Origin of the sequence: Herbaspirillum sp. AP02, from assembly GCF_015767275.1 — a bacterium.
GTDB lineage: Bacteria > Pseudomonadota > Gammaproteobacteria > Burkholderiales > Burkholderiaceae_D > Herbaspirillum.
Window position 1 is genome coordinate 272154 of the sequence record NZ_JADWMY010000006.1, and the last position, 23678, is coordinate 295831.

Below are 23678 nucleotides of genomic sequence, written 5' to 3' on the forward strand. Positions count from 1 at the left end.
TGCCGTTACAATCAAAGAATATTTGATCCGGAGTCAACAATGAATATCCAGTCCGAGGAATTGCGTACCTTCGTCGCCGTGGTCGAGGCCGGCACCCTGTCGGCGGCGGCCGAAGTGCTGGAGCAGACCACCTCGGGCGTGAGCCGCGCGCTGTCGCGGCTGGAAGAAAAACTGGGCGCCAGCCTGCTGACCCGCACCACCCGCCGCATGGAGCTGACCGAAGAGGGCGAGGCCTTCCTGGAACAGGCCCGGGCCATCCTCGCGGCCATGGAGCAGGCTGAAGAAACGGTGCGCATGCGCACCCGCAAGCCGGTCGGCAAGCTGCGCGTGGACGCCGCCGTGCCCTTCATGCTGCACTGTATCGTGCCGCATGTCGGCGCGTTTCGCGAGGCCTATCCCGACATCGAACTGGAGCTCACCACCAACGACCGCTTCATCGACCTGGTGGAGCAGCGTGCCGACATCGCCATCCGCATCGGCGAGCTGCAGGATTCGACCCTGCATGCCCGCGCCCTCAGTTCGGCGCGGCTCAACATCGTCGCCAGTCCCGCCTATCTGGCGCGGCACCCCGCGCCGGCATCGGTGGAGGCATTGGAACAGCACCAGCTGATCGGCTTTTCGCAGCCGGAAATCCTCAATCACTGGCCCCTGCGCCACCACGCCGGCGATCGCTACCAGACCCGGCCGGCGCTGCGCGCTTCCAGCGGCGAGACCATCCGCCATCTGGCGCTGCAGGGGCAGGGCATTGCCTGCCTCTCCAGTTTCATGACCGACGACGATATCGCCGCCGGTCGCCTGGTGCGCCTGCTGGACCAGCACGATAGCGGCTTTCGCCAGAAGATTTCAGCGGTCTATTACCACAACACCCAGCTCTCCCGCCGCATCAGCTGCTTCCTCGATTTTTTGCAGTGCAAGCTTTAAATCGGAAACGTTTTGCCGTAAACCAAGTCTGAGCGCGAACATCGCCGCAAGGGGGACGCGACCTGTGGCTGCCATCACACAAGATTGATCCGGAGAGAACAAGATGAAGCACAAGCCAATCGGCGGGGCCGCAGGGCGCCCATGGATGACGAACTGGCAGCGGCAGGCCCGCTCCCTGCTGCCGGCCGCGCTTACCCTCGCAGCTGCGCTGCTGCTGCCGGCGCCGTCCGCCAGTGCCGCCGCTGCCAGCGTGCAGACCTTTTCGCCCCAGGGCGAGGTCCAGCGCATCAGCCAGGTAAGGGCGCGCTTCTCCGAAGCCATGGTCAGGTTCGGCGACCCGAAGGCCGCCTCGCCCTTCGACGCCGATTGCGCCGTGACCGGCACTGCCCGCTGGGCCGATGAGAAGAACTGGGTCTATGACTTCGAACGCGACCTGCCGCCCGGTACCCGCTGCAGCTTCACTCTGCGCAGCGATGCCCACTCGGCAGCGGGCAATGCGGTGGCCGGCAAGACCCGCTTCCAGTTCAGCACCGGCGGACCGGCCGTGAGCCGTGTACAGCCTTATGACGATGCGCGCATCACCGAAGACCAGGCCTTCATCCTCTACCAGAATGGCCCGGCCACCGAAGCCTCGGTACGTCAACACCTGTACTGCGAAGCCGAGGGTATCAACGAGCGCATCCCCACCAAGGCAGTCGGTGAGTCCGACCGCAAGGCCTTGCTGCAGCAGTTCGCCAAGGGCGTCGATCCGGCCTCGGTGACCATCGTCCAGTGCCAGCAGCGCCTGCCCAATGAAGCGCACGTCAAGCTGGTCTGGGATCGCGGTATCGCCGCCGCGGCCGCACCGGCCATCGTTACCAGCAAGCCGCAGGTCTTCAGCTTCCAGGTGCGCAGCGAATTCACGGCCAGCCTGTCCTGCCAGCGCGAAAACGCCAATGCCGCCTGCTCGCCCATCCTGCCGGTGACCCTGTCGTTCTCGGCCCCGGTGCCGCGCAATCTGGCCGAGCAGATCGTGATGAACGCCAGCACCGGCAAGATCAAGCCCGCCCTGGACGGCGACAAGGACGCCGCCGTGCGCGAACTGCGCTTCAAGCCGCCGTTCCCGGAGAAATCCGACTTCAGCATCAGCCTGCCTTCCGGTTTCAAGGACGAGGATGGCCGCACGCTCTCCAATGCCGCCGCCTTCCCGCTGAAATCAGCCCTGGCCGATTTCCCGCCGCTGGCCAAATTCCCGGCCGCGCCCTTCGGCATCATCGAACTCAACGCCGATCCCACGCTGCCGGTGACCCTGCGCCGGGTCGAAGCCGGTTTGCAGGTGCGCGGCAAGGATGGCCGCGCCATGCCCGGCAAGGTGGCCGATCTCAAGGTCGATGGCGACCAGGCGGTGATCGCCTGGCTCACGCGCCTGAACAAATATCACGAGAAATGGGGCGACCCCAAGAAGGTCGATTCGCGCAGCGTCAGCCTGCTGGCCAAGGAACCGGGCGCGAAGAAGCTCGACCTGCCCGAGCAGAAGGAGGCCAAGGATGGCGAGTGGCCCTTCGAAGTCATCGGCATCCCTTTGAGGGACCCCGGCTTCTACGTGGTCGAACTGGAATCGCAGAAACTGGGCGCCTCCCTGCTGGGCAAGCCACAGCCCATGTACGTGCGCACCAGCGCGTTGGTGACCAACCTGGCCGTCCATGTCAAGCTGGGCCGCGCCAATGGCGCCGTTTGGGTGACCCGGCTGGATGACGCCAGGCCGGTGGCCGACGCCGAGATCCGCGTCTCCAATTGCGAAGGCACGCCGCTCTGGCAGGGCAAGACCAATGCCAACGGCGTGGCGATGATGCCGGCGCTGGAAGACGCATGCGTCAATCGGCCCTACAGCGCCGACAATGCCGACAGCATCAATGGCCTCTTCGTCAGCGCCCGCAAGACCGACGACAAGGGCCGCCAGGACATGGCCTTCGCCCTCACATCGTGGAACGAGGGCATCGAATCCTGGCGCTTCAACCTGCCCACCGACATGGACCGCACCGCCACCGTGCGTGCCACCACCATCTTCGACCGCAGCCTGTTCCGTGCCGGCGAAACGGTCTCGATGAAGCACGTCATTCGCACCGAGACCCAGCAGGGCTTCGGCCTGCTGCGCAAGGAGGACCTGCCCACGCGCGTGCGCATCAGCCATCTGGGCAGCGGCCAGCAATACCAGTTCCCTTTGACCTGGCGCGGCAACAAAAGCGCCGAGACCAGCTTAGTGCTGCCCAAGGAAGCCAAGCTGGGGACCTATGACGTGGTGCTGGATCAGGGCAAGGTCGATACCGGCGCCAGGTCGGGCGAGGGTGAGACCGAAGAGGGCTACGGACGCGGCACCTACGTCACCGGCAGCTTCCGCGTGGAAGAATTCCGCCTGCCGCTGATGCAGGGCCGCATCACGCCGCCCAAGGGCGCCCAGGTCGCCATCAAGGAATTGCCGCTGGACCTGCAACTGAATTACATCAACGGCGGTGGCGCGGCCAACCAGGCTGTGCGCGTGTCGTCGCTGCTGCGTTCGCGCGGGGTGAGCATCACCGGCTACGATGGTTTCTCCTTCGACGCCCCACGTAGCGACGATGACAGCAATGCCGACGACCAGAAGATCGTCGCCGACAAGCTCGCCGTCACCCTCGACAAGAACGGCAGCGGTCGCGCCGTCATCGGCAAGCTGCCGGTGCTGCAACGTCCGCAGGAACTGCTCACCGAGATGACCTACAGCGACCCCAATGGCGAGGTGCAGACCATCTCCAGCGTCACGCCGCTGTGGCCATCGGCGGTGGTGGTGGGCCTGCGCACGGGCAACTGGGTGTCGGTCAAGAAAAAGCTGACGCTGACCGCCGTCACCCTCAACACCGCCGGTCAGCCGCAGGCCGGTGTGCCGGTGGAAATCCGTGGCCTGGCGCGCAAGACCAATTCGCACCGCAAGCGCATGGTGGGCGGCTTCTACGCCTACGAAAACGACGAGAGCAAGCAAGACCTCGGCAAGCTTTGCGCCGGCAAGAGCGACCAGCACGGCATGTTCACCTGCGACACCGAACTTTCCGAGGCCGGCAATGTGGAACTGATCGCCAGCGCCAGGGATGGCAATGGCAATGCGGCTGCCGCCCGTTCCTCGGTGTGGGTCACCGGGCGTGGCGAAGTCTGGTTCGATGGCGAGAACCAGGACCGCATCGACATCCTGCCCGAGAAAAAGAACTACCAGCCCGGCGAGACCGCCACCTTCCAGGTGCGCATGCCTTTCCGTCACGCCACCGCGCTGATTGCCGTGGAGCGCGAAGGTGTCATCGACACCCGCGTGGTGCAATTGTCCGGCCAGGACCCCACCATCAGCGTGCCGATGAAGGCCGAGTACGGTCCCAACGTCTATGTCTCGGTGCTGGCCGTGCGCGGTCGCATGCGCGAGGTGCCGTGGTATTCCTTCTTCGTCTGGGGCTGGAAGGAGCCGGTCAACTGGTGGCATGAATTCCGTACCTATCAGGGACCCGGTCCCATCGTCGATCTCTCCAAGCCGGCATGGAAGTTCGGCATCGCCGAAGTCAACGTTGGCGACGCCGGCCATCGCCTGCAGGTGGCGGTGACGACCGACAAGCCCACCTATCCCATCCGCGCCATCGCCAAGGTGCAAGTGCAGGTGAAACTGCCCAACGGCAAACCGGCCGCCGGTGGCGAATTCGCCCTGGCCGCAGTCGATGAAGCCTTGCTGGAACTGCAGCCCAATGGCAGCTGGGATGTCTTGCGCGCCATGCTCCAACGACGCAGCTATGGCGTGGAAACCTCCACCGCCCAGATGCAGGTGGTCGGCAAGCGCCACTACGGCAAGAAGGCCACCCCGGCCGGTGGCGGCGGTGGTCGCGCGCCCACGCGTGAACTGTTCGACACCCTGCTGGCATGGAACCCCAATGTCACCCTGGATGCAGAGGGCAGGGCGCAACTGGAGGTGCCGTTGAACGATGCGCTGACTTCCTTCCGCATCGTGGCCATTGCCGAGAATGGCATCAGCGATTTCGGGACCGGCAGCGTCAGCATCCGCTCCACCCAGGATGTGCAGGTCATCTCCGGCCTGCCGCCACTGGTGCGTGAAGGCGACAGCTTCAACGGGTCAGTCACGGTGCGCAACACCACCAGCCGTGATATGAAGATCAAGGTCGCCGCGCGCGCGCAGGGCGGCACAGCGGCCACTGCGCTGATCCTGCCCGAGCGGGAAGTGAACATAGCTGCAGGGCAGGCTACCGAAGTGATGTGGCCGGTGCAGACGCCGGAAGGCATCAGCCAGCTGGCCTGGGAAATCAGCGCCCAGGAGCAGGGCGGCCAGAAGGCGAAGGACGCCATGAAGTTCAGCCAGCGCGTGGTACCGGCGGTCCCGGTGACGGTGCAGCAGGCCACCCTGTTCCAGCTGGACAAGAGCGCCGCCCTCAGCGTCTCCCGCCCGGCCGACAGCCTCCCCGGACGCGGTGGCCTGGCCATCTCGCTCAAGCCCAGCCTGGCCGGTGGCAGTGATGCGCTGACCCGCTACTTCGTCAACTACCCCTTTGCCTGCCTGGAGCAGAAGACCTCCAAGGCCATCGGCCTGCGCGATGAAGCGGCGTGGCAGAAGATCGTGGCCGACCTGCCGACCTATCTCGACGGCGACGGCCTGGCCTACTACTTCCCGCCCAGCGACAGCGGCGCGCGGCGTGGCAGCGACACGCTCACCGCCTACCTGCTGGCGGCCACCAACGAGGCTGGCTATGCCATCCCGCCAGCCAGCCGCGACAAGATGCTCGACGGCCTGGCCGGCTTCGTGGAGGGCAAGGTGATGCGCGAATTCTGGTCGCCGCAGAAGGACCTGGACGTGCGCAAGCTGGCCGCACTGGAAGCCCTGTCGCGCTACAACCGCGTGCAGCCTGCCATGCTCGGATCGATCCAGCTCAACCCCAACCAGTGGCCCACCTCCGGCCTGCTGGACTGGATCGCCATCCTGCAGCGGGTCACCGCCATCCCCGAGCGCCAGAAGAAGCTCGACGAGGCGGACCAGATCCTGCGCGCCCGCCTGAACTTCCAGGGCACGCGCATGGGCTTCTCCAATGAAGAGGGCGACTACTGGTGGTGGCTCATGAGCAGCGGCGACGCCAACGCCAACCGCCTGATCCTGCTGGAACTGAACAACCCGGCCTGGCGCGACGACCTGCCGCGCCTGGTGGCCGGCGCCATCGGCCGCCAGCAGCGCGGCCACTGGAGCACCACCACCGCCAACGTCTGGGGCAGCCTGGCCCTGGAGAAATTCGCCCGCAAGTTCGAATCCGAACCGGTCACTGGCAGCACCCGCGCCACGCTGGAGCAGGGGGGCGGCAGCAGTGCGACCAGTGCTGCTCAAAGTCTGGCCTGGAGCAGTGCAGCCAACGGCGGCAAGCTGCAACTGCCGTGGCCGGACGGTAATGCGCAAGGCGGTAGCGTGCGCTTTACGCAAGAGGGCAATGGCAAGCCCTGGGTCACACTGCAAAGCCTGGCCGCCGTCCCCCTGAAACAGCCATTTGCGGCCGGCTATCGCATCAGCCGCAAGGTCGAGGCCATCGAGCAGAAACAGGCTGGCGTCTATACCCGTGGCGATGTGCTGCGGGTGACGCTGGACATCGATGCCCAGAGCGAGATGACCTGGGTCGTCGTCAGCGATCCGGTACCGGGCGGCGCGACCTTGCTGGGTTCCGGCCTGGGGCGTGATTCCACCATCGCCCAGGGCAAACAGGACAGCCCGCGTGATCGCGGCATGGGCTGGCTGGCCTACGAGGAACGCAGCTTCGAAGCCTATCGCGCCTACTACGAGTCCATGCCCAAGGGCCGCACCAGCATCAGCTACACCGTGCGCCTGAACAATGCCGGCGAATTCAACCTGCCGCCCACGCGGGTGGAGGCCATGTATGCGCCGGAAATGTTTGGCGAAGTGCCGAACGCCAAACTGGTCGTCAAGGCGGCACCGTGATCGCCAGCGGCATGCCCTGGTCCCGCTCCGGCGTAGGCTGTGCGCTGGTGCTGGTGCTGGCCTTGCTGCTGCCGGTCAGCGCGAGCGCGGTATCTTCGTTTGCCGAGGTGCAGCGCGACTTCCTCCCCTCCGAGGCCAGTCTGCTGGACCGCAGCGGCGAGCTGCTGCAGCGTCTGCGTGTGAACATGGACGAACGCAAGCTCCCCTGGGTGAAGCTGGAAGATGTCTCCCCCGCGCTGCGCCAGGCCCTGATCGCCTCTGAAGACCGGCGTTTCTATCAGCACAGCGGCATCGACTGGAATGCCGTCGCGGCCTCGGCCTGGGGCAATCTCTGGAATACCCGGACCCGCGGTGCCTCCACCATCACCATGCAACTGGCGGGTCTGCTCCATGACGACCTGCGCCGCAAATCCGGCGCACGCACGCTGACGCAGAAGGTCTCGCAGGCGTGGATCGCGCAATCGCTGGAACGCAGCTGGCGCAAGGACCAGATCCTGGAGGCCTACCTCAACCTGGTCTCCTTCCGGGGCGAACTGGTGGGCGTGCATGCCTTGTCGCGCGTCATGTTCGGCAAGCATCCCAGTGGACTGGACCAGGGTGAAGCCGCCATCGCGGTCGCCCTGATCCGCGCCCCCAACGCCACCCCGCGCCGCGTGGCCGAGCGCGCCTGCGCCATCCTCAAGGAACAGGGCGCCGCCGAACAATGCAATGGCATGGATGGCCGCACCGAACTGGTCCTGGCCCGTGCCGCCGCCAAACGCGACCTGCCGGGCGCCAGCGATGCACCGCAGCTGGCCCCCCACCTGGCGCGCAAGCTCTTGAACACGGCCGGCCAGCAAGTGCGCTCCACGCTGGACGCGCCCTTGCAGCGCTTCGCCTCGCAAGCCCTGCGCCATCAACTGGCCGGCCTGGCCGAACGCAACATCGAGGATGGCGCCATCATCGTCATCGACAACGCCACCGGTGAGGTGCTGGCCTGGGTCGGCTCCAGTGGCAGCCTGTCGGCGGCCGCCAATGTCGATGGCGTGGTCGCGCAGCGCCAGGCCGGCTCGACGCTCAAGCCTTTCCTCTACGAACTGGCGATCGAAAGAAAGTGGCTCACGGCGGCCTCGCTGCTGGACGATTCTCCCGTCAATCTCGCCACCAGCGCCGGACTCTACATCCCGCAGAACTACGACAAGCAATACAAGGGGCTGGTCAGCCTGCGTACCTCGCTGGGTTCTTCCCTGAACATCCCGGCCGTGCGCACGCTGGTGATGGTCACGCCGGAACGCTTCTTCCGCCGCCTGCAGGCACTCGGCTTCAACCTGCGCGAGAGTGGCGACTACTACGGCTACAGCCTGGCCCTGGGCAGTGCCGACGTGACTCTGGCCAACCTTGCCAATGCCTATCGCGCATTGGCCAACCAGGGCCGCTACTCCCCCTTGCGCATGCGACTGGATGACGCCCGCACCGCGCCGCGCCCGGTACCGGTGATGGACGCCGATGCCGCCTACATCATCGGCGACATCCTCTCCGACCGCAGCGCCCGCGCCCGCACCTTCGGCCTGGAGAACGCGCTGTCCACCCGTATCTGGACCGCGGTCAAGACCGGCACTTCCAAGGACATGCGCGACAACTGGTGCGTCGGCTATTCCTCGCGTTACACCGTCGGCGTGTGGGTCGGCAATGCCTCCGGTGCCCCGATGTGGGATGTCTCCGGTGTGACCGGCGCCGCACCGGTGTGGCAGGAGGTGATGCAGTACCTGCATGAACGCGGCCGCGGCGGCAGTCGGGATGACCGCAACAGCCCGCCGCAGAAACCGGCCGGCGTACAGGCCCAGACGATACGTTATGAACAGGATGTGGAGGCCGCCCGCACCGAATACTTCCTGCCCGGCACGGCGCAGTCCGAGATCCGCATCGCACACGCGCGCGAAATCCGTCCGGCCATCACCTATCCGACCGCCGGCATGCTGGTAGCGCTGGACCCGGACATCCCACCTGCACGCCAACGCATCCGCTTCCGCGCCCAGGGTGCGCCGGCAGGAAGCCGCTGGGTGCTGGACGGCAAACGCATGCCGGAGTCGGTCATGCAGGCAGGGCGGGTCAAGGCGCAGAAGGTGGCTGCTTCATCGCAGCAGAGCGATGTGGAAGAACTCGGTTTCGACTGGATGCCCTGGCCGGGCCGGCATGTGCTGGCCTTGCAGGATGCGTCGGGCAAGGAGCTCGATAGTCTGCGATTTGAGGTGAGGGGGGCGGTGGAGCGGACGAAGAGCGATCCATTGTCTAAATAAAAAATTTCTTAAATATAGCTATGCGGCCTCGCCGCTGCGGTTTGAACAAGGGAAGATCACAACCATCTCATCTTAGCTTTCGTGATAAGTTGCTAACTTTGCGATAGCCTGAGGCTTAACTGAATAATCAGTTTGTGCGCGGGCGCCTTGAATGCCAAGGTCCCACTGATCGTCGGCGCTTCTGACGGGATTGGGCGGACGAGAGCCCACTTCGGGGGAGTTGCTACTTAATGGAACAACGCCGCAGATAAGTTCGGCCTGTTCTTGTCGAAGTCTGCCAATCAAATGATGTTGACAGGTTCTGCAATTGACAAAGTATTTGGCTTTGGCTTGGAAATCAACAAAACAGCGGGGAGTGGTCAGTGAACAAGATGGATTGGTTAGGAACCCTTCGATGCTACGTCTCGGTTGTTTCTTCAGCTATAGCTCTCGGCATCGCATGGGGTATGTTGGGCGCATTCGGCGGTCGCTTCTTGTTCGGCCTCCAAGAGGTGCAGGCGCTGTTATTTGTTGGATTGCCTGTCGGATTGCTTGTTGTGGTGCTGATGTGGAAGCGGCTACCTCGGATCCTGGGTTTTGACGAGTAGTACGCAGCTTCAGTGTCATCGGCTAAGGTCTTCAGTTTTAAGGCCTTCCCCGTGACATGCTGGTAGCGCTGGACCCGGACATCCCACCGGCACGCCAGCGCATCCGCTTCCGCGCCCAGGGTGCGCCGGCAGGAAGCCGCTGGGTGCTGGACGGCAAACGCATGCCCGAGTCGGTCATGCAGGCAGGGCGGGTCAAGGCGGAGAAGGTCGCTGCTTCATCGCAGCAGAACGATGTGGAAGAACTCGGTTTCGACTGGATGCCCTGGCCGGGGCGGCATGTGCTGGCCTTGCAGGATGCGTCGGGCAAGGAGCTCGATAGTCTGCGATTTGAGGTGAGGGGGGCGGTGGAACGGACGAAGAACGATCTGTTGTCTAAATAAAAAATTTCTTAAATGCAATTATGCGGCCTGGTCGGTGCAGTTTGAGCAGGGAAGACCACTACCTCTCATCTTGGCTATCGTGATAAGTTGCGAACTCTGCGATCGCCTGGTGGGCTTGGAGGGCATAACCCTGTGAATGTGGAAGGGACGACGGTCTGGTATTCGGCCTTCAAGTTTTCCGACAAGACGATAAATGTTGGTTCAATTCGAACGCGACCGGGGCCGTGAATGATGAATAGAAGGTGGAGTCCATTGTCGAATTGGAAGCGAGCCTTGATTAGGGCTCTGCTGCAGGGCCCAGGCCCGAATGACTGCCCATCGTTGATCGATCAGCTACTTGAAATGCCGAGTAGCGAGGTGGGCTGCTGGCAACTCGTCTTACGCGGGCGGGAAATGGATCGGCGCCTTGGTGCTGTGGCATCTCCATTTGTTGGCGATGCGGTTGATGTCGATGGTGTGCCGATTCAGGCTGTTTTAACGCTTGACCGCGATGCAACGCCGATGGAGTTGGAGATCATGCGACTCGACGGGCAACCCCTGCAAGCACCAGTTGAGACACTCACATTTGCCTTCGTGAAAGAACGCTGAGTTGGCCGACCTTGATACCACATGCCCAGTCGGGCGGTGTCAGGTCTTTAGATTGAAGTCTAGACGGGATGCATGACGACGCCCGTGGTCAATCCGTCGAGTAAAGCTGTTCCAAAATGCGTTGCGACCTCGCCTGATCACTTGAGTGGTTGAGCGGGCTTGGGGCAAACTCCGCTGCACAATGAAAACGCCATATAGCTAGCACCGGCGCGCCGTCTCCTTGGTCGTGACCTGTCAGGATGGCGCGTTGCGCGCCAACCACCGCTCCTGACGGGGCAGGTGTAAAGACTCGCAAAAATCCAATGCGACCTCTCGGGTCATCCAGCACAAAGTCCAGTCGCGTCATGTGTGGACCGCTTTCAACGACCGCGGCCCGGACTCCATGCCAGAACTCTCTCATGCACTGTACGAGCCCTTGGCGCGTTGTCAGCGAACCTCTTGGGGGGACGTGCGTTCTCGCCCGTCCTGCAAAGTGTGCAGGTGCCTTACGCGTAGACCCTAAAACGCAAAAGGCCGATTGATTTTCATCAATCGACCTTTTATGTCTGGTGCCCACGGAGGGACTCGAACCCCCACACCTCGCGGCACATGGACCTGAACCATGCGCGTCTACCAATTCCGCCACGTGGGCCTTCTGGCATCAGCGGTAAGCTGCTGTGCTTGAAAGAGGCTGCATATTAAGGCCTATCTGGAAGGTGGTCAACACTTAATTGAAAAATCTTTTATTATTTTTCGCCTGCCTGCCTCCACCTGCAACAGGTCCCGAAAAACTAACAAAAACGGCGACCCTCGGGCCGCCGTTTTGAAGTGCCGCATCAGAGGCCGATGAAGCTCATCCGCCCAGATAGGCTTCCACCACCTTGGGATTGCCCAGCAGGTTGGCGCCGCTGTCCTGCAGGACGATCTTGCCGGTCTCCAGCACATAACCACGCTGCGCGATGCGCAGTGCCTGGCGCACGTTCTGCTCCACCAGCAAGACCGTCATGCCGGTCTTGTTGATCTCCTGCACGATGCGGAAGATTTCCTGGATGATCAGCGGTGCCAGGCCCATCGAAGGTTCGTCCAGCAACAGCACCTTGGGTTTGGCCATCAAGGCGCGGCCGATCGCCAGCATCTGCTGCTCGCCGCCGGAGAGATTGCCGGCCAGCCCGGCGGCACGGTTCTTCAGCACCGGGAAGAGCGAGTACACCCACTCCAGGTCACGCGCCACGCCCTCCTTGTCGCGACGGGTGTAGGCGCCCAGGGAAAGGTTTTCTTCCACGGTCAGCGTGGTCAGGGTGGCACGGCCCTCGGCCACCTGTACCACGCCGGATTCGACGATGCGGTGCGGCGACATCTGCAGCAGGTCCTGGCCATCCTGTCCATTGAGCAGCACGCGGCCGCGCTGCGCCTTCACCAGACCCGAGATGGCCAGCAGCGAGGTGCTCTTGCCGGCACCATTGGCACCGACCAGGGCGGTGATCTCGCCCTCGTTCAGCGACAGGCTGATGCCCTTGACGGCTTCGATGTGGCCATACGCCACGGCCAGGTCTTCCACCTGGAGGATGGGTTGCTTGTTACCGCTGGCGCTCATGCTTCTTCCTTGCCGAGATAGGCCTCGATCACTTCCTGGTTGTTCTTGATCTGGTCCGGGGTGCCTTCGGCGATGATCTTGCCGAAGTTGAGCACGGCGATCCGTTCGCACAGGCCCATGACGAAGCGCATGTCGTGCTCGATCATGAAGATGGTGAAACCGCGTTGCTTGATGTTGACGATCTCGCTCATCAACTCGGTCTTCTCGGCCGGATTCATGCCAGCCACCGGTTCGTCCAGCAGCAACAGCTTGGGCTTGGTGGCCAGCGCCCGCGCGAACTCCAGCTTGCGCTGCTCGCCGTAGGACAGGCTGTCGGCCAGCATGTGTGCCTTGTGGTCCAGGCGCACCCAGGACAGCAGTTCCAGCGCACGCTCGCGGGCTTCCTTCTCTGCCTTGCGGAAGCCACCCAGGTTGAACAGCATGCTGGCTACGCCATAATTCAGGTGCTCGTGCATGCCGACCACGACGTTTTCCAGCAGCGTCATTTCCTTGAACACGCGGATGTTCTGGAAGGTGCGGGCGATGCCGCGCTCGGTGATCTTGTGCGGGGCGACGGCGCCGATGTCGTCGTCGTTGAAGCGGATGCTGCCCGATGATGCGCGCAACAGGCCCGTGATGAGGTTGAAGACGGTGGTCTTGCCGGCGCCGTTGGGGCCGATCAGGCCGAAGATCTCGCCTTCCTTGACGTTGAAGTTCACGCCTTGCAGCACCTGCAGGCCACCGAAGTTCTTGCTGATGTCGTTCAGTTGTAAAAGCATTACTTAACCTTCTTCTCAGCGTTGCGGCCCAGGAAGGCGCGGATGCGGCGCGGGTCCCAGATACCCTTGGGCAGGTACAGCACCACCAGGATCAGGATCAGGCCGTTGATGGCCAGGCGGAAGTCCTTGAAATGGCGCAGCACTTCGGGCAGCAACGACAGGATGGTCGAGCCGATCATCGGTCCGATCAGGTTGCTGGTGCCACCGAAGACGGCCATGGTCAGGATGTCCACCGCATTCTCGAAGCCGTAGTTGTTGGGGCCGATGGTGAAGGTGTAGTGGGCGTTCAGGCCACCGGCTACGCCGGCGATGGCGGCGCCGATGACGAAGGCCAGCAGCTTGTAGCCGGCCACGTTCACACCCATCAGGCGGGCAGCCACTTCATCTTCCTTGATGGCCTCGAAGGCACGGCCGGTCTTGGAGCGGCGCAGGCGCGCCAGCGCGTAGATGGTCACGCCCAGGATCAGCACGATGTGCCACCACTCGGTGACGGGCGGCACGCCGTTCAGGCCCATGGGGCCGCCGGTGATGTCCAGGTTCAGCACGATCACGCGCACCACCTCGCCAAATCCCAACGTGGCCATGGCCAGGTAGACGCCCGACAGGCGCAGCGTGGGGATGCCGATCACCAGTGCCACCAGCGAGGGCAGCACGCCGCCTGCCGCGAGGGCGAGGGGGAAGGGCAGGTCGAACTGCATCGTCAACAGCGAGGCCGTGTAGGCGCCGATGCCCATGAAGGCAGCATTGGCCAGCGACAGCAGGCCGCAGGACAGGGTGACGTAGATCGAGAGTGCCAGCATGGCATTGACGCCGATGCTGAAAATGACGGTGTTGTAGGTGGCCCAGAAGCCATCCCACCATTCCATGAAGCCCATCTTATGCCTTCCTTTCCAGCACTTTGCCAAACATGCCGGAGGGTTTTACCAGCAGGATCAGGAACAGGAGGCCGAAGGCCACCGCGTCGCGGAAGTCGCTCGAAATGTAGGCGACCGTCAGCACCTCGGCAAAGCCCAGGAACAGGCCGCCGATCATGGCGCCGCGGATATCGCCCATGCCGCCCAGGATGATGACGGCGATGCCCTTGTGCAGCATCGGCTGGCCCATGAAGGGCGAGATCGCGTTGAAGGACACCCCCACCAGCACGCCGGCAGCACCGCCCAGGGCGGCGGCGGCAAACGAGGTCAGCAGGAACAGACCTTCGACGTTGATGCCCAGCAGATAGGCCGCCTTGGGCGACTCGGCGATGGCGCGCAGCGCCCGGCCCAGTTGCGTCTTGCGCATCACGCCCAGCAGCACCACCATCAGCACGAAGGCGATGACGATGATGGCCACTTGCACGGCGGTGATGTGCAGGTTGCCCAGGCTGACGCTCTCCTCGGGGATGGTGCCCTGGGGGAAGCGCTTGTTCTCCGCGCCGAACAGGCCCTGCGAGATGTTGGTGATCATGATGGCCACGCCGATGGTGGCGATCATGGGGATCAGGTGAGGCGCATTGCGCTTACGCAAGGGCTTGAGCACCAGCACGTCGATGATCAGGCCCAGCAGGCCCGTGGCCACCATGGCCAGCAGCAGGGCCACCCACAGGGGCAGTGCCATCTGTTCGACCAGCAGCAGGGCGGCATAGCTGCCCAGCATGAAGATCGCGCCGTGCGAAAGATTGATCACGCCCAGGACGCCGAAGACCAGCGTGAAGCCGAGCGCGAAGAGCGCATACACGCTGCCCAGCGAAAGGGCATTGATGAGCTGTTGTTCTAACATTGGAACCTGCGATAGGTGATGGGGCGCGGCGCCAGCTGCCTGCACTGCATGCATGGCGCGGACGAAGTCCCTCGTTACGTCGTATTGCCGGAATCAGCGGCCTGTCATCCCGACTGGCTGCCTGTGGTTCCCCGTTCCGGCCTGGCAGTGTCTTGCGCATCCCGCGCCAGGATCGCCGCAGGGGCAAGGCAATGCCCCTGCGGCGGAACTGCGGGAGAGTATCGTTGCGGCTGCCGGCGTACCGGCAGCCTTGCTTCAAGGTGTCGCGTGCTTACTTCAGCAGCACGAACTTGCCGCCCTTGGCGATGTTGACGATGGCTTCCTGGTCAGCATCGAAGCCGACCTGCTTGCCGGCCACGGCCGGGGCTGCACGGAAGGCAAACTTGCCGGTGGCGCCATCGATCTTCACGGCCGGCAGCGCGGCGCGCAGGGCGTCACGATCCTTGGCCAGGTTGCCCGACAGCTTCACGTTCTTCAGGGCATCGGCCACGATGTACATGGCGTCATAGGCTTGCGCGGCGAACTGGTCAGGATCGGAACCGAACTTGGCCTTGTAGGCTGCGATGAAGGCCTTGTTGGCGGGAGTCTGGTTCTCTGCCGACCACGGGCTGCCCATCAGGGTGTTGTCGCCGGCGTCCTTGGCGATCTCGAACAGCTTCGGCGAGTTCAGGCCATTGCCGCCGATGAAGGGTTGCTTCATGCCCAGCGCGCGGGTCTGCAGGATGATGTTGGCTGCTTCTTCGGCCAGGCAGGAGCACACGATGGCGTCCGGGTTGCCGGCCTTGATCTTGGTCAGTTGGGCCTTGAAGTCGACGTCACCCTTGGCATAGGCCTCGGTGGTGGTGACGGGGACCTTCTGCTGTTCCAGGGTGGCCTTGAAGACGTCGTAGCCGGACTTGGTGAAGGCGTCGTCGTTACCGTAGATCACGGCGACCTTCTTGATGCCGAAGTGCTTCACGGCGGCCTTGACGGTCACGGGCAGCACGTCGGCTTCCATGACGGAGTTGCGGAAGGTGAAGGGGCCCATGGCCGTGATGCCGTCAGCGGTGTTGCTGGTGCCGAAGACCACCACCTTGGAGGCGTTGGCGATCGGGTCGGCCGCGAAGGCCGAGTTGGACAGGGTGGGGCCGAACACCGCCAGCACCTTGTCCTGGAAGATCAGTTTCTTGAAGACGTTGATGGCTTCTTCCTTCTTGCCTTGTTCGTCTTCGATCACCAGGGCCAGCTTGTCGCCGTTGACGCCGCCCTTGGCGTTGATTTCTTCGGAAGCCAGGGTGAAGCCGTTCTTGATGGCTACGCCGTACTTGGCGGCCGGGCCGGTCAGGGCTTCAGCGACGCCCAGCTTGATGTCGGCGGCCAGTGCGGCCGAGGACAGGGTGGCACCGATCAGCAGGGCCGGAATGGTCTTGAGCATGGTATTGAATTGCATCGAGTTCTCTCCTCAGTTAGATATTGTAGAAACCGTCCCCGTCAGGCAGCGCAGACCGGCGCCACGTCACAAGGCGATTCCTTCATCGAGGATGATGCAAAGACGCCCGGGATGGCCGGGACTTGTGCTCCATCCTCTGAAGACCGTTTTGCGGCCTCTTTCGATACAGCCGGCACAGCATACCCGAAAAAGCAGGCTGCGCCAGCAATTACAACCCGTCGCCACGCACCCGGGTAGGGTGCGCCGCAGCGGCATGCGAATGTCGTCCGGCCAGCGGACGAGGGTGGTGCGATTGCTTAGTTCAGTTCCTTGCGGACATGGGCGATGGCCGCGCGCACCTGGTTGGGTGCAGTGCCGCCGATGTGGTCGCGTGCGGCCACCGAGCCCTCCAGCGTGAGGACCGCGAAGACGTCTTCGCCGATCAGGTCCGAGAAGGCGCGCAGTTCGTCCAGCGACAGGTCGGCCAGGTCATAACCCTTGTCCACGCAGGTACGCACGGCGTGGGCGACGGCCTCGTGGGCGTCGCGGAAGGGCAGGCCCTTCTTGACCAGGTAGTCGGCCAGGTCGGTGGCGGTGGCATAACCCTGCAGGGCGGCGGCACGCATGGCATCGGGCTTGACGCTGATGCCGCGGGCCATGTCGGCGAAGATGCGCAGGGTGTCGGTGAGCGTGTCGACGGTGTCGAACAGCGGTTCCTTGTCTTCCTGGTTGTCCTTGTTGTAGGCCAGGGGCTGGCCTTTCATCAGGGTCAGCAGGGCGATCAGGTGGCCGTTGACGCGACCGGTCTTGCCACGTGCCAGTTCGGGAACGTCCGGGTTCTTCTTCTGCGGCATGATCGAGGAGCCGGTGCAGAAGCGGTCGGCGATGTCGATGAAGCCCACGCGCGGGCTCATCCAGATCACCAGCTCTTCGGACATGCGCGAGATATGCGTCATCACCAGCGCGGCGGCGGCACAGAATTCGATGGCGAAGTCACGGTCCGAGACGGCGTCCAGCGAGTTGCGGCAGACGTCGTCGAAGCCCAGGGTCTTGGCCACGTGCAGGCGGTCGATCGGGAAGGTGGTGCCGGCCAGGGCGGCGGCGCCCAGCGGCAGGCGGTTGATACGCTTGCGGGCATCCAGCATGCGCTCGGCATCACGGCCGAACATCTCGACATAGGCCAGCACGTGGTGGCCGAAGGTGATCGGTTGCGCGACCTGCATGTGGGTGAAGCCCGGCAGGATGACGTCGGCGTGCTGCTCGGCCAGGTCCACCAGGGCCAGGCGCAGTTCGCGCAAGAGGCCCACGATGTCGTCCACGGCGCCACGCATGTAGAGGCGGATGTCGGTGGCGACCTGGTCATTGCGCGAGCGGCCGGTGTGCAGGCGCTTGCCGGCGTCGCCGACCAGTTCGGTCAGGCGCTTTTCGATGTTCAGGTGGACGTCTTCCAGGTCCAGCAGCCATTCGAACTTGCCGGCGTCGATCTCGCCCTTGATCTGGGCCATGCCACGCTGGATTTCAGCGTGATCGGCTGCGCTGATGATGCCCTGGTGGGCCAGCATCTCGGCGTGCGCCAGCGAGCCCTGGATATCGACCTGGGCCAGGCGGTTGTCGAAGAACACCGATGCGGTATAGCGCTTGACGAGATCGGAGACGGGTTCAGAAAAGCGAGCCGACCAGGCTTCGCCCTTTTTAGCAAATTGGTCTGTCATATTGGGAATTCCGGAGAATGGGCGATTATAGCAAGCACAACTGCGCCAGGCCACGCCAATGCAGCCGGAAATGCTGCGGGGCGCGGATTTTTCGCATTTGCCAGCGGTCAGCCTGCACGCTTTTTTCGTCCCTTCCCGCGCGTTGGAGTTGGAACCCTTCCGTTTGCCGGGATGAAATGTGATTATTTCCACATGGCATCATTTTTGCTTGTTGTTTTTGCGCAAGTCTTCTTGCAGCGCAAAAAACCCTTGTACTGATGACAAAAGCTAAGGCTATACTCGATTGGCGATGACTGATCCGGGGAGCGGGAACCCCGGTGAGGAAAGGGCTACCTCTTCCGGCCGGGCCGGCATGAACCGATGCAAAAATCGGGACGACGGCAGGCCGCAGTTGCCACGGGGGTGGTCCTGTTAGCGCTCATGAGCAAGATGTTTGGGGGTCGTCTTACAGGAGAGAAGCATGAATCTGGAAGCACTGTTTCAGCAGCAAACCGCATTGCCGAGCATTCCCAAGGTAGTGCAGGAAGTCATCGAAAGTTTCAACAACGAGTCAGTCTCGATCGAAGAGATCGCCAAGAAACTGGCCGCCGACCAAGTCCTCAGCGCCAAGATCCTGCGCCTGGCCAATTCATCCTATTACCACGTCTCGCGCACCATCGGCACGGTGGAGGACGCGGTCCTGATGCTGGGCTTCATGACCGTGCGTACGCTGGTGGTCAGCACCGGCATGGCGGGCAGCTTCAAGAAGCTGCCGGGCGTGGACCTGAAGCTGTTCTGGCGTTACAGCCTGGATACGGCCGTGGTGTCCAAGTGGCTGGCCAAGCAGTCCAAGCTCAATTCCGATTTTGCCTTCACGGTGGGCCTGATGCATGCCATCGGCCAGCTGGTGATGCATGCGGCCATGCCGGAGCAGGCGCTGCAGGTGGACAAGGTGGCCGGCCCCCTGGATGCCCGTCGCCTGGACGTGGAACGCAAATCCTTTGGCTACGACTTTGCCGACGTGGGTGCCGAACTGGCCCGTCGCTGGCGCTTCCCGGACGAGTTCAGTCAGGTCATCAAGGCCTTCCCGCAGCCGCTGGAAGGGAAGTTCGATCCCTTCGCCGCCATCGTGCACCTGGCCACCTGGCGCGCCCGGGCCGAAGAAAACAAATATTCCGCCGATGAAATGGAATCGACCTTCCCGGTCGAGGTGGCCGCCAAGCTGGGCCTGACGCTGGCGACCTTCACCGAAGAGATGCCGCCGCTGCCGGAACTGAGCGAAGGCATGCAGGAACTGGTGGCCTGATCGCCTTCTGCCTGCTTCTGGCAGGCAGCCAATGACAAATGCCGGCACCCGCAAGGGGCCGGCATTTGTTTTGGTACTTGAGCCGTGTCGCCAGTGTGCCGGTATGACCGGTGTGGTCAGTAGTTCAGCTTGGCATCCAGGAAGTTGAGCATGGAGCGGTAGGCCTGGCTGCGCGCATCCGGGTTGCCGCCACTGGTGACGCCTTCGCCACGCTTGCCCACGCCAGCCACGTCCATGCGCACGTGTACCGGCAGGCCGGGCGCGTCGAAGTCGTGGTAGGTGTCGGGGTAGAGGCGCAGGGCGATTTCGGTATCGCTACCCTGCATCTTCTGTTCGATCGCCTCGCAGGCCTGGGGCGGGGTCCAGTCGTCGTTCTCGCCCATCAGGATCAACAGCGGCGCGGCCGGCTTGAAGGCTTCGCCGGACTTGGCATAGGGGCGGCAGTCGGGATAGAAGGCCACGGCCGCGCGCGGCTGGATCTTGCGCACGGCGACATCGGTTTCCGCCAGGTTGATCGAGGCCAGCAGGGTCGAGGCGCCGTGCGACCAGCCCAGCAGGGCGACGCGTTTGACATCCACATCCGGCTGGGAGGTGACCCAGTGCATGGCGGCCTGCACATCGTAGCGCCGGTTCATGGCGCTGATTTCGCGCTGGGCCACGGTGTCCTGGCAGGTGGAACGGCGGCCACGCGGGGTAAAGCTGTCCGGGAACAGGACGTTGTAGCCGGCGTCGGTCAGCACCCGCGCCATGGCCAGGTGGCGTGGCGTGAATTCGCCCTTGCCATCACGCACCATGCTGTAGAGGCCGCCGCAACCATGCAGGGCGATCACGGTGGGATAAGGTCCCTTGCTGTTGAGCGACCTGCGCGCCTTGATCCACACGCCATAGAGCGCGGTGGCCTTGCCGCCCTTGGCATCCACGCTGGTCAGCGAGACCCGGCGCGCTTCCAGTGGCGGCGGTGCTGCCGCATTGGGCGCAGCCTGCACGCGTGCGCCGATCAAGGCCAGCGTTGCTGCAATGCAGAACGCAGCTACCGGTTTTCCCCAGTGTTGCATAGTGTGTGATTCCCCGTATCGATGCCGTACCGTCTATTTCCAGGCCCGCCCCATGGCTCGGGAAAATGGTCTCTGAAGCAACCTCCTTCAGGGATTGCGACGGTAACGTGTTCTAAATTCGTTCAGCTCTTATTTTACAAAAGTGAAGAGGTCAACGGCGTGGCAAATCGGTTTTTTGCGCTGCAAAAACCTGATCCTGCACAAACCTCGGGCGTGGCTGTCCATCCTTCGCAACAGCTTGTCGTCTTGCCAAATGACACTTCATCCATCTGTTATCGGCATGTAAAGCCTGAACTTGAGACGGGGCGTCTCCCGGCGATGATCGCCCTCCTCATGGCAGGGCGAAAAAAAGCTGCCCGGTCATCCCGGGCAGCTTGGGGTGAAGCACTTGATGCAGCCACGCTCAACCGGTATTGCGCAAGCCGGCGGCCACCCCGTTGATGGTGAGGTGGATGCCACGCTGCACGCGTTCTTCCGGCGTGCGCTTGGCAGCGGCGGTGGCGCGGTGGCGCTTGATCAGTTCGACCTGCAGGTGGTTCAGCGGGTCGAGATAGGCGAAGCGGTTCTTGATCGAGCGTGCCAGCAGCGGGTTGGCGGCCAGCCGTTCCTTGCTGCCGGTGATGGTGGAGAGCACGCCACTGGTGCGTTCATGTTCGTCGGTGATGCGGCCGAAGATGGTGTTGCGCAGCTTGCGGTCGGCCACCAGCCCGGCGTAGCGCGAGGCCACGGCAAGATCGGTCTTGGACAGCACCATATCCATGTTCGACAGCAGGGCGGCGAAGAACGGCCATTCCTTGCACATGGCGCGCAGGGTGGCCAGGCGCCTGGTGGTTTCCTTGGCGTTGCCGGCCTCGCCCAGCCAGCCCGACACCGCGCTGCCAAAGCCATACCAGCCCGGCAGCAGCAGGCGGCACTGACCCCACGAGAAGCCCCAGGGAATGGCCCGCAGGTCTTCGATGCGCTGGCTGGCCTTGCGTGACGCCGGGCGCGAGCCGATGTTCAATTGCGCGATCTCGGCGATCGGCGTGGCGGCAAAGAAGTAGTCGGTGAAGCCCGGGGTTTCATAGACCAGGTTGCGGTAGGCCTGATAGGCGCGCTCCGACAATTCCTCCATCACCCGCTCGAACTCGGCCAGCTTCCTGGCTTCCTTGCTGTCGGTGTTGGTCGGCATCAGGCTGGCCTCCAGGGTGGCGGCAACCAGCAGTTCCAGGTTGCGGCGACCGATCTCCGGGTTGGAGAACTTGGAGGCAATGATCTCGCCCTGTTCGGTCAGGCGGATCTGGCCGTTCACGGTACCCGGCGGCTGTGCCAGGATGGCCTGGTAGCTGGGGCCGCCGCCACGGCCGACGGTGCCGCCGCGGCCATGGAACAGGCGCAGCTTGACGCCGGCGTCGTTGAACAGCTCCACCAGCTGGTTCTCGGCCTTGTAGAGCTCCCAGTTGGAGGTCAGGAAACCACCGTCCTTGTTGGAGTCCGAGTAGCCCAGCATCACTTCCTGCAGCTTGCCGTGCTTGGCGATGAGGCCCTTGACCTGCGGCTGGGTCAGCCAGCCGCGCATGATCTCGGCGGCGCAGCGCAGGTCGGGGATGGTCTCGAACAGCGGGATCACCATCAGCTCCAGCGCCTGCAACTGGTTGCCTTCGATATGCAGCAGGCCGGTTTCCTTCTGCAGCAGCAGCACTTCCAGCAGGTCCGACAGGGTCTCGGTATGCGAAATGATGTAGTTGCGGATGGCGCGCTCGCCATAGCGGCGGCGGATTTCGCGGGCCGCGCGCAGGATGGTCAGCTCGGAGTCGGTCTCGTCGGCGTACTGCACGTAGGGCGAGTACAGCAGCTGTGGCCGTGACAGTTCACCCAGCAGCAGCGCAATCTTGCGCTCTTCGCTCAGGGCCGCGTAATCGGCCTCGACCTGGGCCTTGGCGAACAGGTCGGCCAGCACGCGCTCGTGCACGTCCGAACTCTGGCGCATGTCCAGCGTGGCCAGGTGGAAACCGAAGATTTCCACGGCGCGCTTGAGGCCGGCCAGACGCGGCTTGACCAGTGCGGCACCATGATGGGCCTGCAGCGAGGCCACCAGCACATCGAGTTCGGCCACGCAGTCGGCCGGGTTGGCATAAGGGGCGGCACTGCCGATTTCCTGGCGCAGGATGTTGACCACGCCCAGCGCGCGGGCGGTGGCCGCCAGGCGCGCATAGATGCCGATCAGGGCGCGTCGGTAGGGTTCGTCGGCGCGATGTTCGGAGTGATCCGGCGAGGTATCGGCCAGGGCCAGCAGTTCCGGGCTGGCGTCGACCATCAGGGTCGAGATGGACAGCTCGGCACCCAGCGTATGCACCTCATCGAGGTAGTAATCGAAGATGGTGGTGGACTGGCGCTTCAGGGCATGCTGCATGGTGGCAGCATTGACGTTGGGGTTGCCGTCGCGGTCGCCGCCGATCCAGCTGCCCATCTGCAGGTAGGGTGGCAGTTCAGCCATGCGCGCCTTGGCGCGCGAGGGGAACTGGCTGTCGATCTCGGCTTCGATGTCGTCGTACAGCGCCGGCAGCTCGCGCAGGAAGGTGATGCGGTAGTAGGAGAGGGCGTTCTCGATCTCGTCGGCCACTGTCAACTTGGTATAGCGCAGCATGCGGGTCTGCCACAGGGTGGCGATGCGCGCACGCAGCAGTTCGGTGTTGTGGCGCAGTTCGCGGGGCGTCAGCGGCAGGTCGCGCTCGGCCACCAGGCGGGCGATTTCGCGCTCGGCATCGAGGATGGACTTGCGTTGCACTTCGGTCGGGTGGGCGGTCAGCACCGGCGACACCAGCGCTTCCTTGAGGAAGCTGCGCACCTGGGCGCCCGAGACACCGGCGTCATCCAGGCGCGACAGGGCATAGGCCACGCTGCCGGGTTGTGCTTCGGAACCGGCCAGCAGGTGGGCCCGACGGCGCCGGTTGTGGTGCTGGTCCTCGGCGATGTTGGCCAGGTGCGAGAAGTAGGAGAAGGCGCGCACCACCGAATTGGTCTGGTCGCGGGTCAGCTTCTTCAGGAGCTTGTCGAGCTCGGAGCCGGCTTTGGCGTCGGACTCGCGGCGAAAGCGCACGGCGGTCTGGCGGATGGTTTCCACCACTTCGAAGACATCGTCGCCTTCCTGTTCGCGGACCACCTCGCCCAGCAGGCGGCCCAGCAGGCGGATATCTTCCTTGAGCGGCGCATCCTTGTCGGTGCCGCGAGCGGGTTTGCTGGATGGATGGGCTGTGGAGGCAGTCCTGGCGGGCTTGCTGCCAGCCGGACGAGAGGTGGAAGGAGCGGAGCGGGCACTGCGTGTAGTTGGATTTGTAGTCGCCATGATCAACGGTTGCTGCGGTTTTCGGGGAGGAAAGTCGTGCGTGTGGATCGGATTGCCAGTGGTGTGCGTGCTAGAATT

14 protein-coding genes, 1 tRNA gene and 1 pseudogene are annotated in these 23678 nt (G+C 63.6%); 7 read left to right on the forward strand and 9 right to left on the reverse strand.

Annotated features, from left to right (window positions below; all coding sequences use genetic code 11):
- The first annotated feature begins 39 nt into the window (after window positions 1-39).
- The 6 genes and pseudogenes from I5R65_RS14680 (at window position 40) to I5R65_RS14705 (ending at window position 10726) form a co-directional block, all read left to right on the forward strand.
- Window positions 40-921 (forward strand): LysR family transcriptional regulator, encoded by an 882-nt coding sequence (locus I5R65_RS14680; RefSeq protein WP_180668364.1) that lies wholly within the window; start codon window positions 40-42, stop codon window positions 919-921.
- A 145-nt stretch (window positions 922-1066) separates the two neighbouring features.
- A complete protein-coding gene (locus I5R65_RS14685) occupies window positions 1067-6895 on the forward strand; it encodes an MG2 domain-containing protein (RefSeq protein WP_231395183.1) in 5829 nt (1942 codons plus the stop codon).
- A gap of 11 nt (window positions 6896-6906) precedes the next feature.
- Complete coding sequence (gene pbpC, locus I5R65_RS14690) at window positions 6907-9171, forward strand: penicillin-binding protein 1C (protein ID WP_180668366.1); 2265 nt, start codon at window positions 6907-6909, stop codon at window positions 9169-9171.
- 362 nt (window positions 9172-9533) lie between these two features.
- Entirely contained in the window at window positions 9534-9758 is a 225-nt protein-coding gene (locus I5R65_RS14695; RefSeq protein ID WP_180668367.1) for a hypothetical protein, read from the forward strand.
- A 56-nt stretch (window positions 9759-9814) separates the two neighbouring features.
- A pseudogene (locus I5R65_RS14700) lies at window positions 9815-10138 on the forward strand (penicillin-binding protein 1C); the annotation flags it as partial.
- A gap of 321 nt (window positions 10139-10459) precedes the next feature.
- Window positions 10460-10726: a hypothetical protein gene (locus I5R65_RS14705; protein WP_180668368.1), complete on the forward strand. Its 267-nt coding sequence runs from the start codon at window positions 10460-10462 to the stop codon at window positions 10724-10726.
- 546 nt (window positions 10727-11272) lie between these two features.
- On the opposite strand, the gene I5R65_RS14710 is transcribed toward I5R65_RS14705, so the two are convergent.
- From I5R65_RS14710 to argH, 7 genes are all read right to left on the reverse strand, one after another.
- Window positions 11273-11357: transfer RNA gene (locus tag I5R65_RS14710), tRNA-Leu, on the reverse strand.
- Between the two features lie 201 nt (window positions 11358-11558).
- The gene (locus I5R65_RS14715) at window positions 11559-12299 is read right to left on the reverse strand and encodes an ABC transporter ATP-binding protein (RefSeq protein WP_180668369.1); all 741 of its coding nucleotides are present in this window, start codon (window positions 12297-12299) and stop codon (window positions 11559-11561) included.
- Window positions 12296-13057, reverse strand: a complete 762-nt coding sequence (locus tag I5R65_RS14720; RefSeq protein ID WP_006463333.1) for an ABC transporter ATP-binding protein — start codon at window positions 13055-13057, stop codon at window positions 12296-12298. The genes I5R65_RS14715 and I5R65_RS14720 overlap by 4 nt, the downstream gene beginning before the upstream one ends.
- Entirely contained in the window at window positions 13057-13932 is an 876-nt protein-coding gene (locus I5R65_RS14725) for a branched-chain amino acid ABC transporter permease (protein WP_180668370.1), read from the reverse strand. The genes I5R65_RS14720 and I5R65_RS14725 overlap by 1 nt, the downstream gene beginning before the upstream one ends.
- Window position 13933: 1 nt before the next feature.
- Entirely contained in the window at window positions 13934-14815 is an 882-nt protein-coding gene (locus I5R65_RS14730; protein WP_013234894.1) for a branched-chain amino acid ABC transporter permease, read from the reverse strand.
- Between the two features lie 271 nt (window positions 14816-15086).
- Window positions 15087-16244, reverse strand: coding sequence for an ABC transporter substrate-binding protein (locus tag I5R65_RS14735; RefSeq protein WP_180668371.1), 1158 nt, complete (start codon window positions 16242-16244; stop codon window positions 15087-15089).
- A gap of 296 nt (window positions 16245-16540) precedes the next feature.
- Entirely contained in the window at window positions 16541-17935 is a 1395-nt protein-coding gene (argH, locus tag I5R65_RS14740) for an argininosuccinate lyase (RefSeq protein ID WP_180668372.1), read from the reverse strand.
- 460 nt (window positions 17936-18395) lie between these two features.
- Here argH and I5R65_RS14745 point away from each other — a divergent pair, with 460 nt between their 5' ends.
- On the forward strand, window positions 18396-19220 hold the full coding sequence (locus I5R65_RS14745; RefSeq protein ID WP_180668373.1) for an HDOD domain-containing protein: 825 nt from the start codon (window positions 18396-18398) through the stop codon (window positions 19218-19220).
- A gap of 116 nt (window positions 19221-19336) precedes the next feature.
- Here the strand turns inward: I5R65_RS14745 and I5R65_RS14750 are convergent, their stop codons facing one another.
- The gene (locus I5R65_RS14750) at window positions 19337-20275 is read right to left on the reverse strand and encodes a dienelactone hydrolase family protein (RefSeq protein WP_180668374.1); all 939 of its coding nucleotides are present in this window, start codon (window positions 20273-20275) and stop codon (window positions 19337-19339) included.
- A gap of 403 nt (window positions 20276-20678) precedes the next feature.
- Window positions 20679-23600, reverse strand: a complete 2922-nt coding sequence (gene ppc, locus I5R65_RS14755; RefSeq protein WP_180668375.1) for a phosphoenolpyruvate carboxylase — start codon at window positions 23598-23600, stop codon at window positions 20679-20681.
- Window positions 23601-23678: the final 78 nt, after the last annotated feature.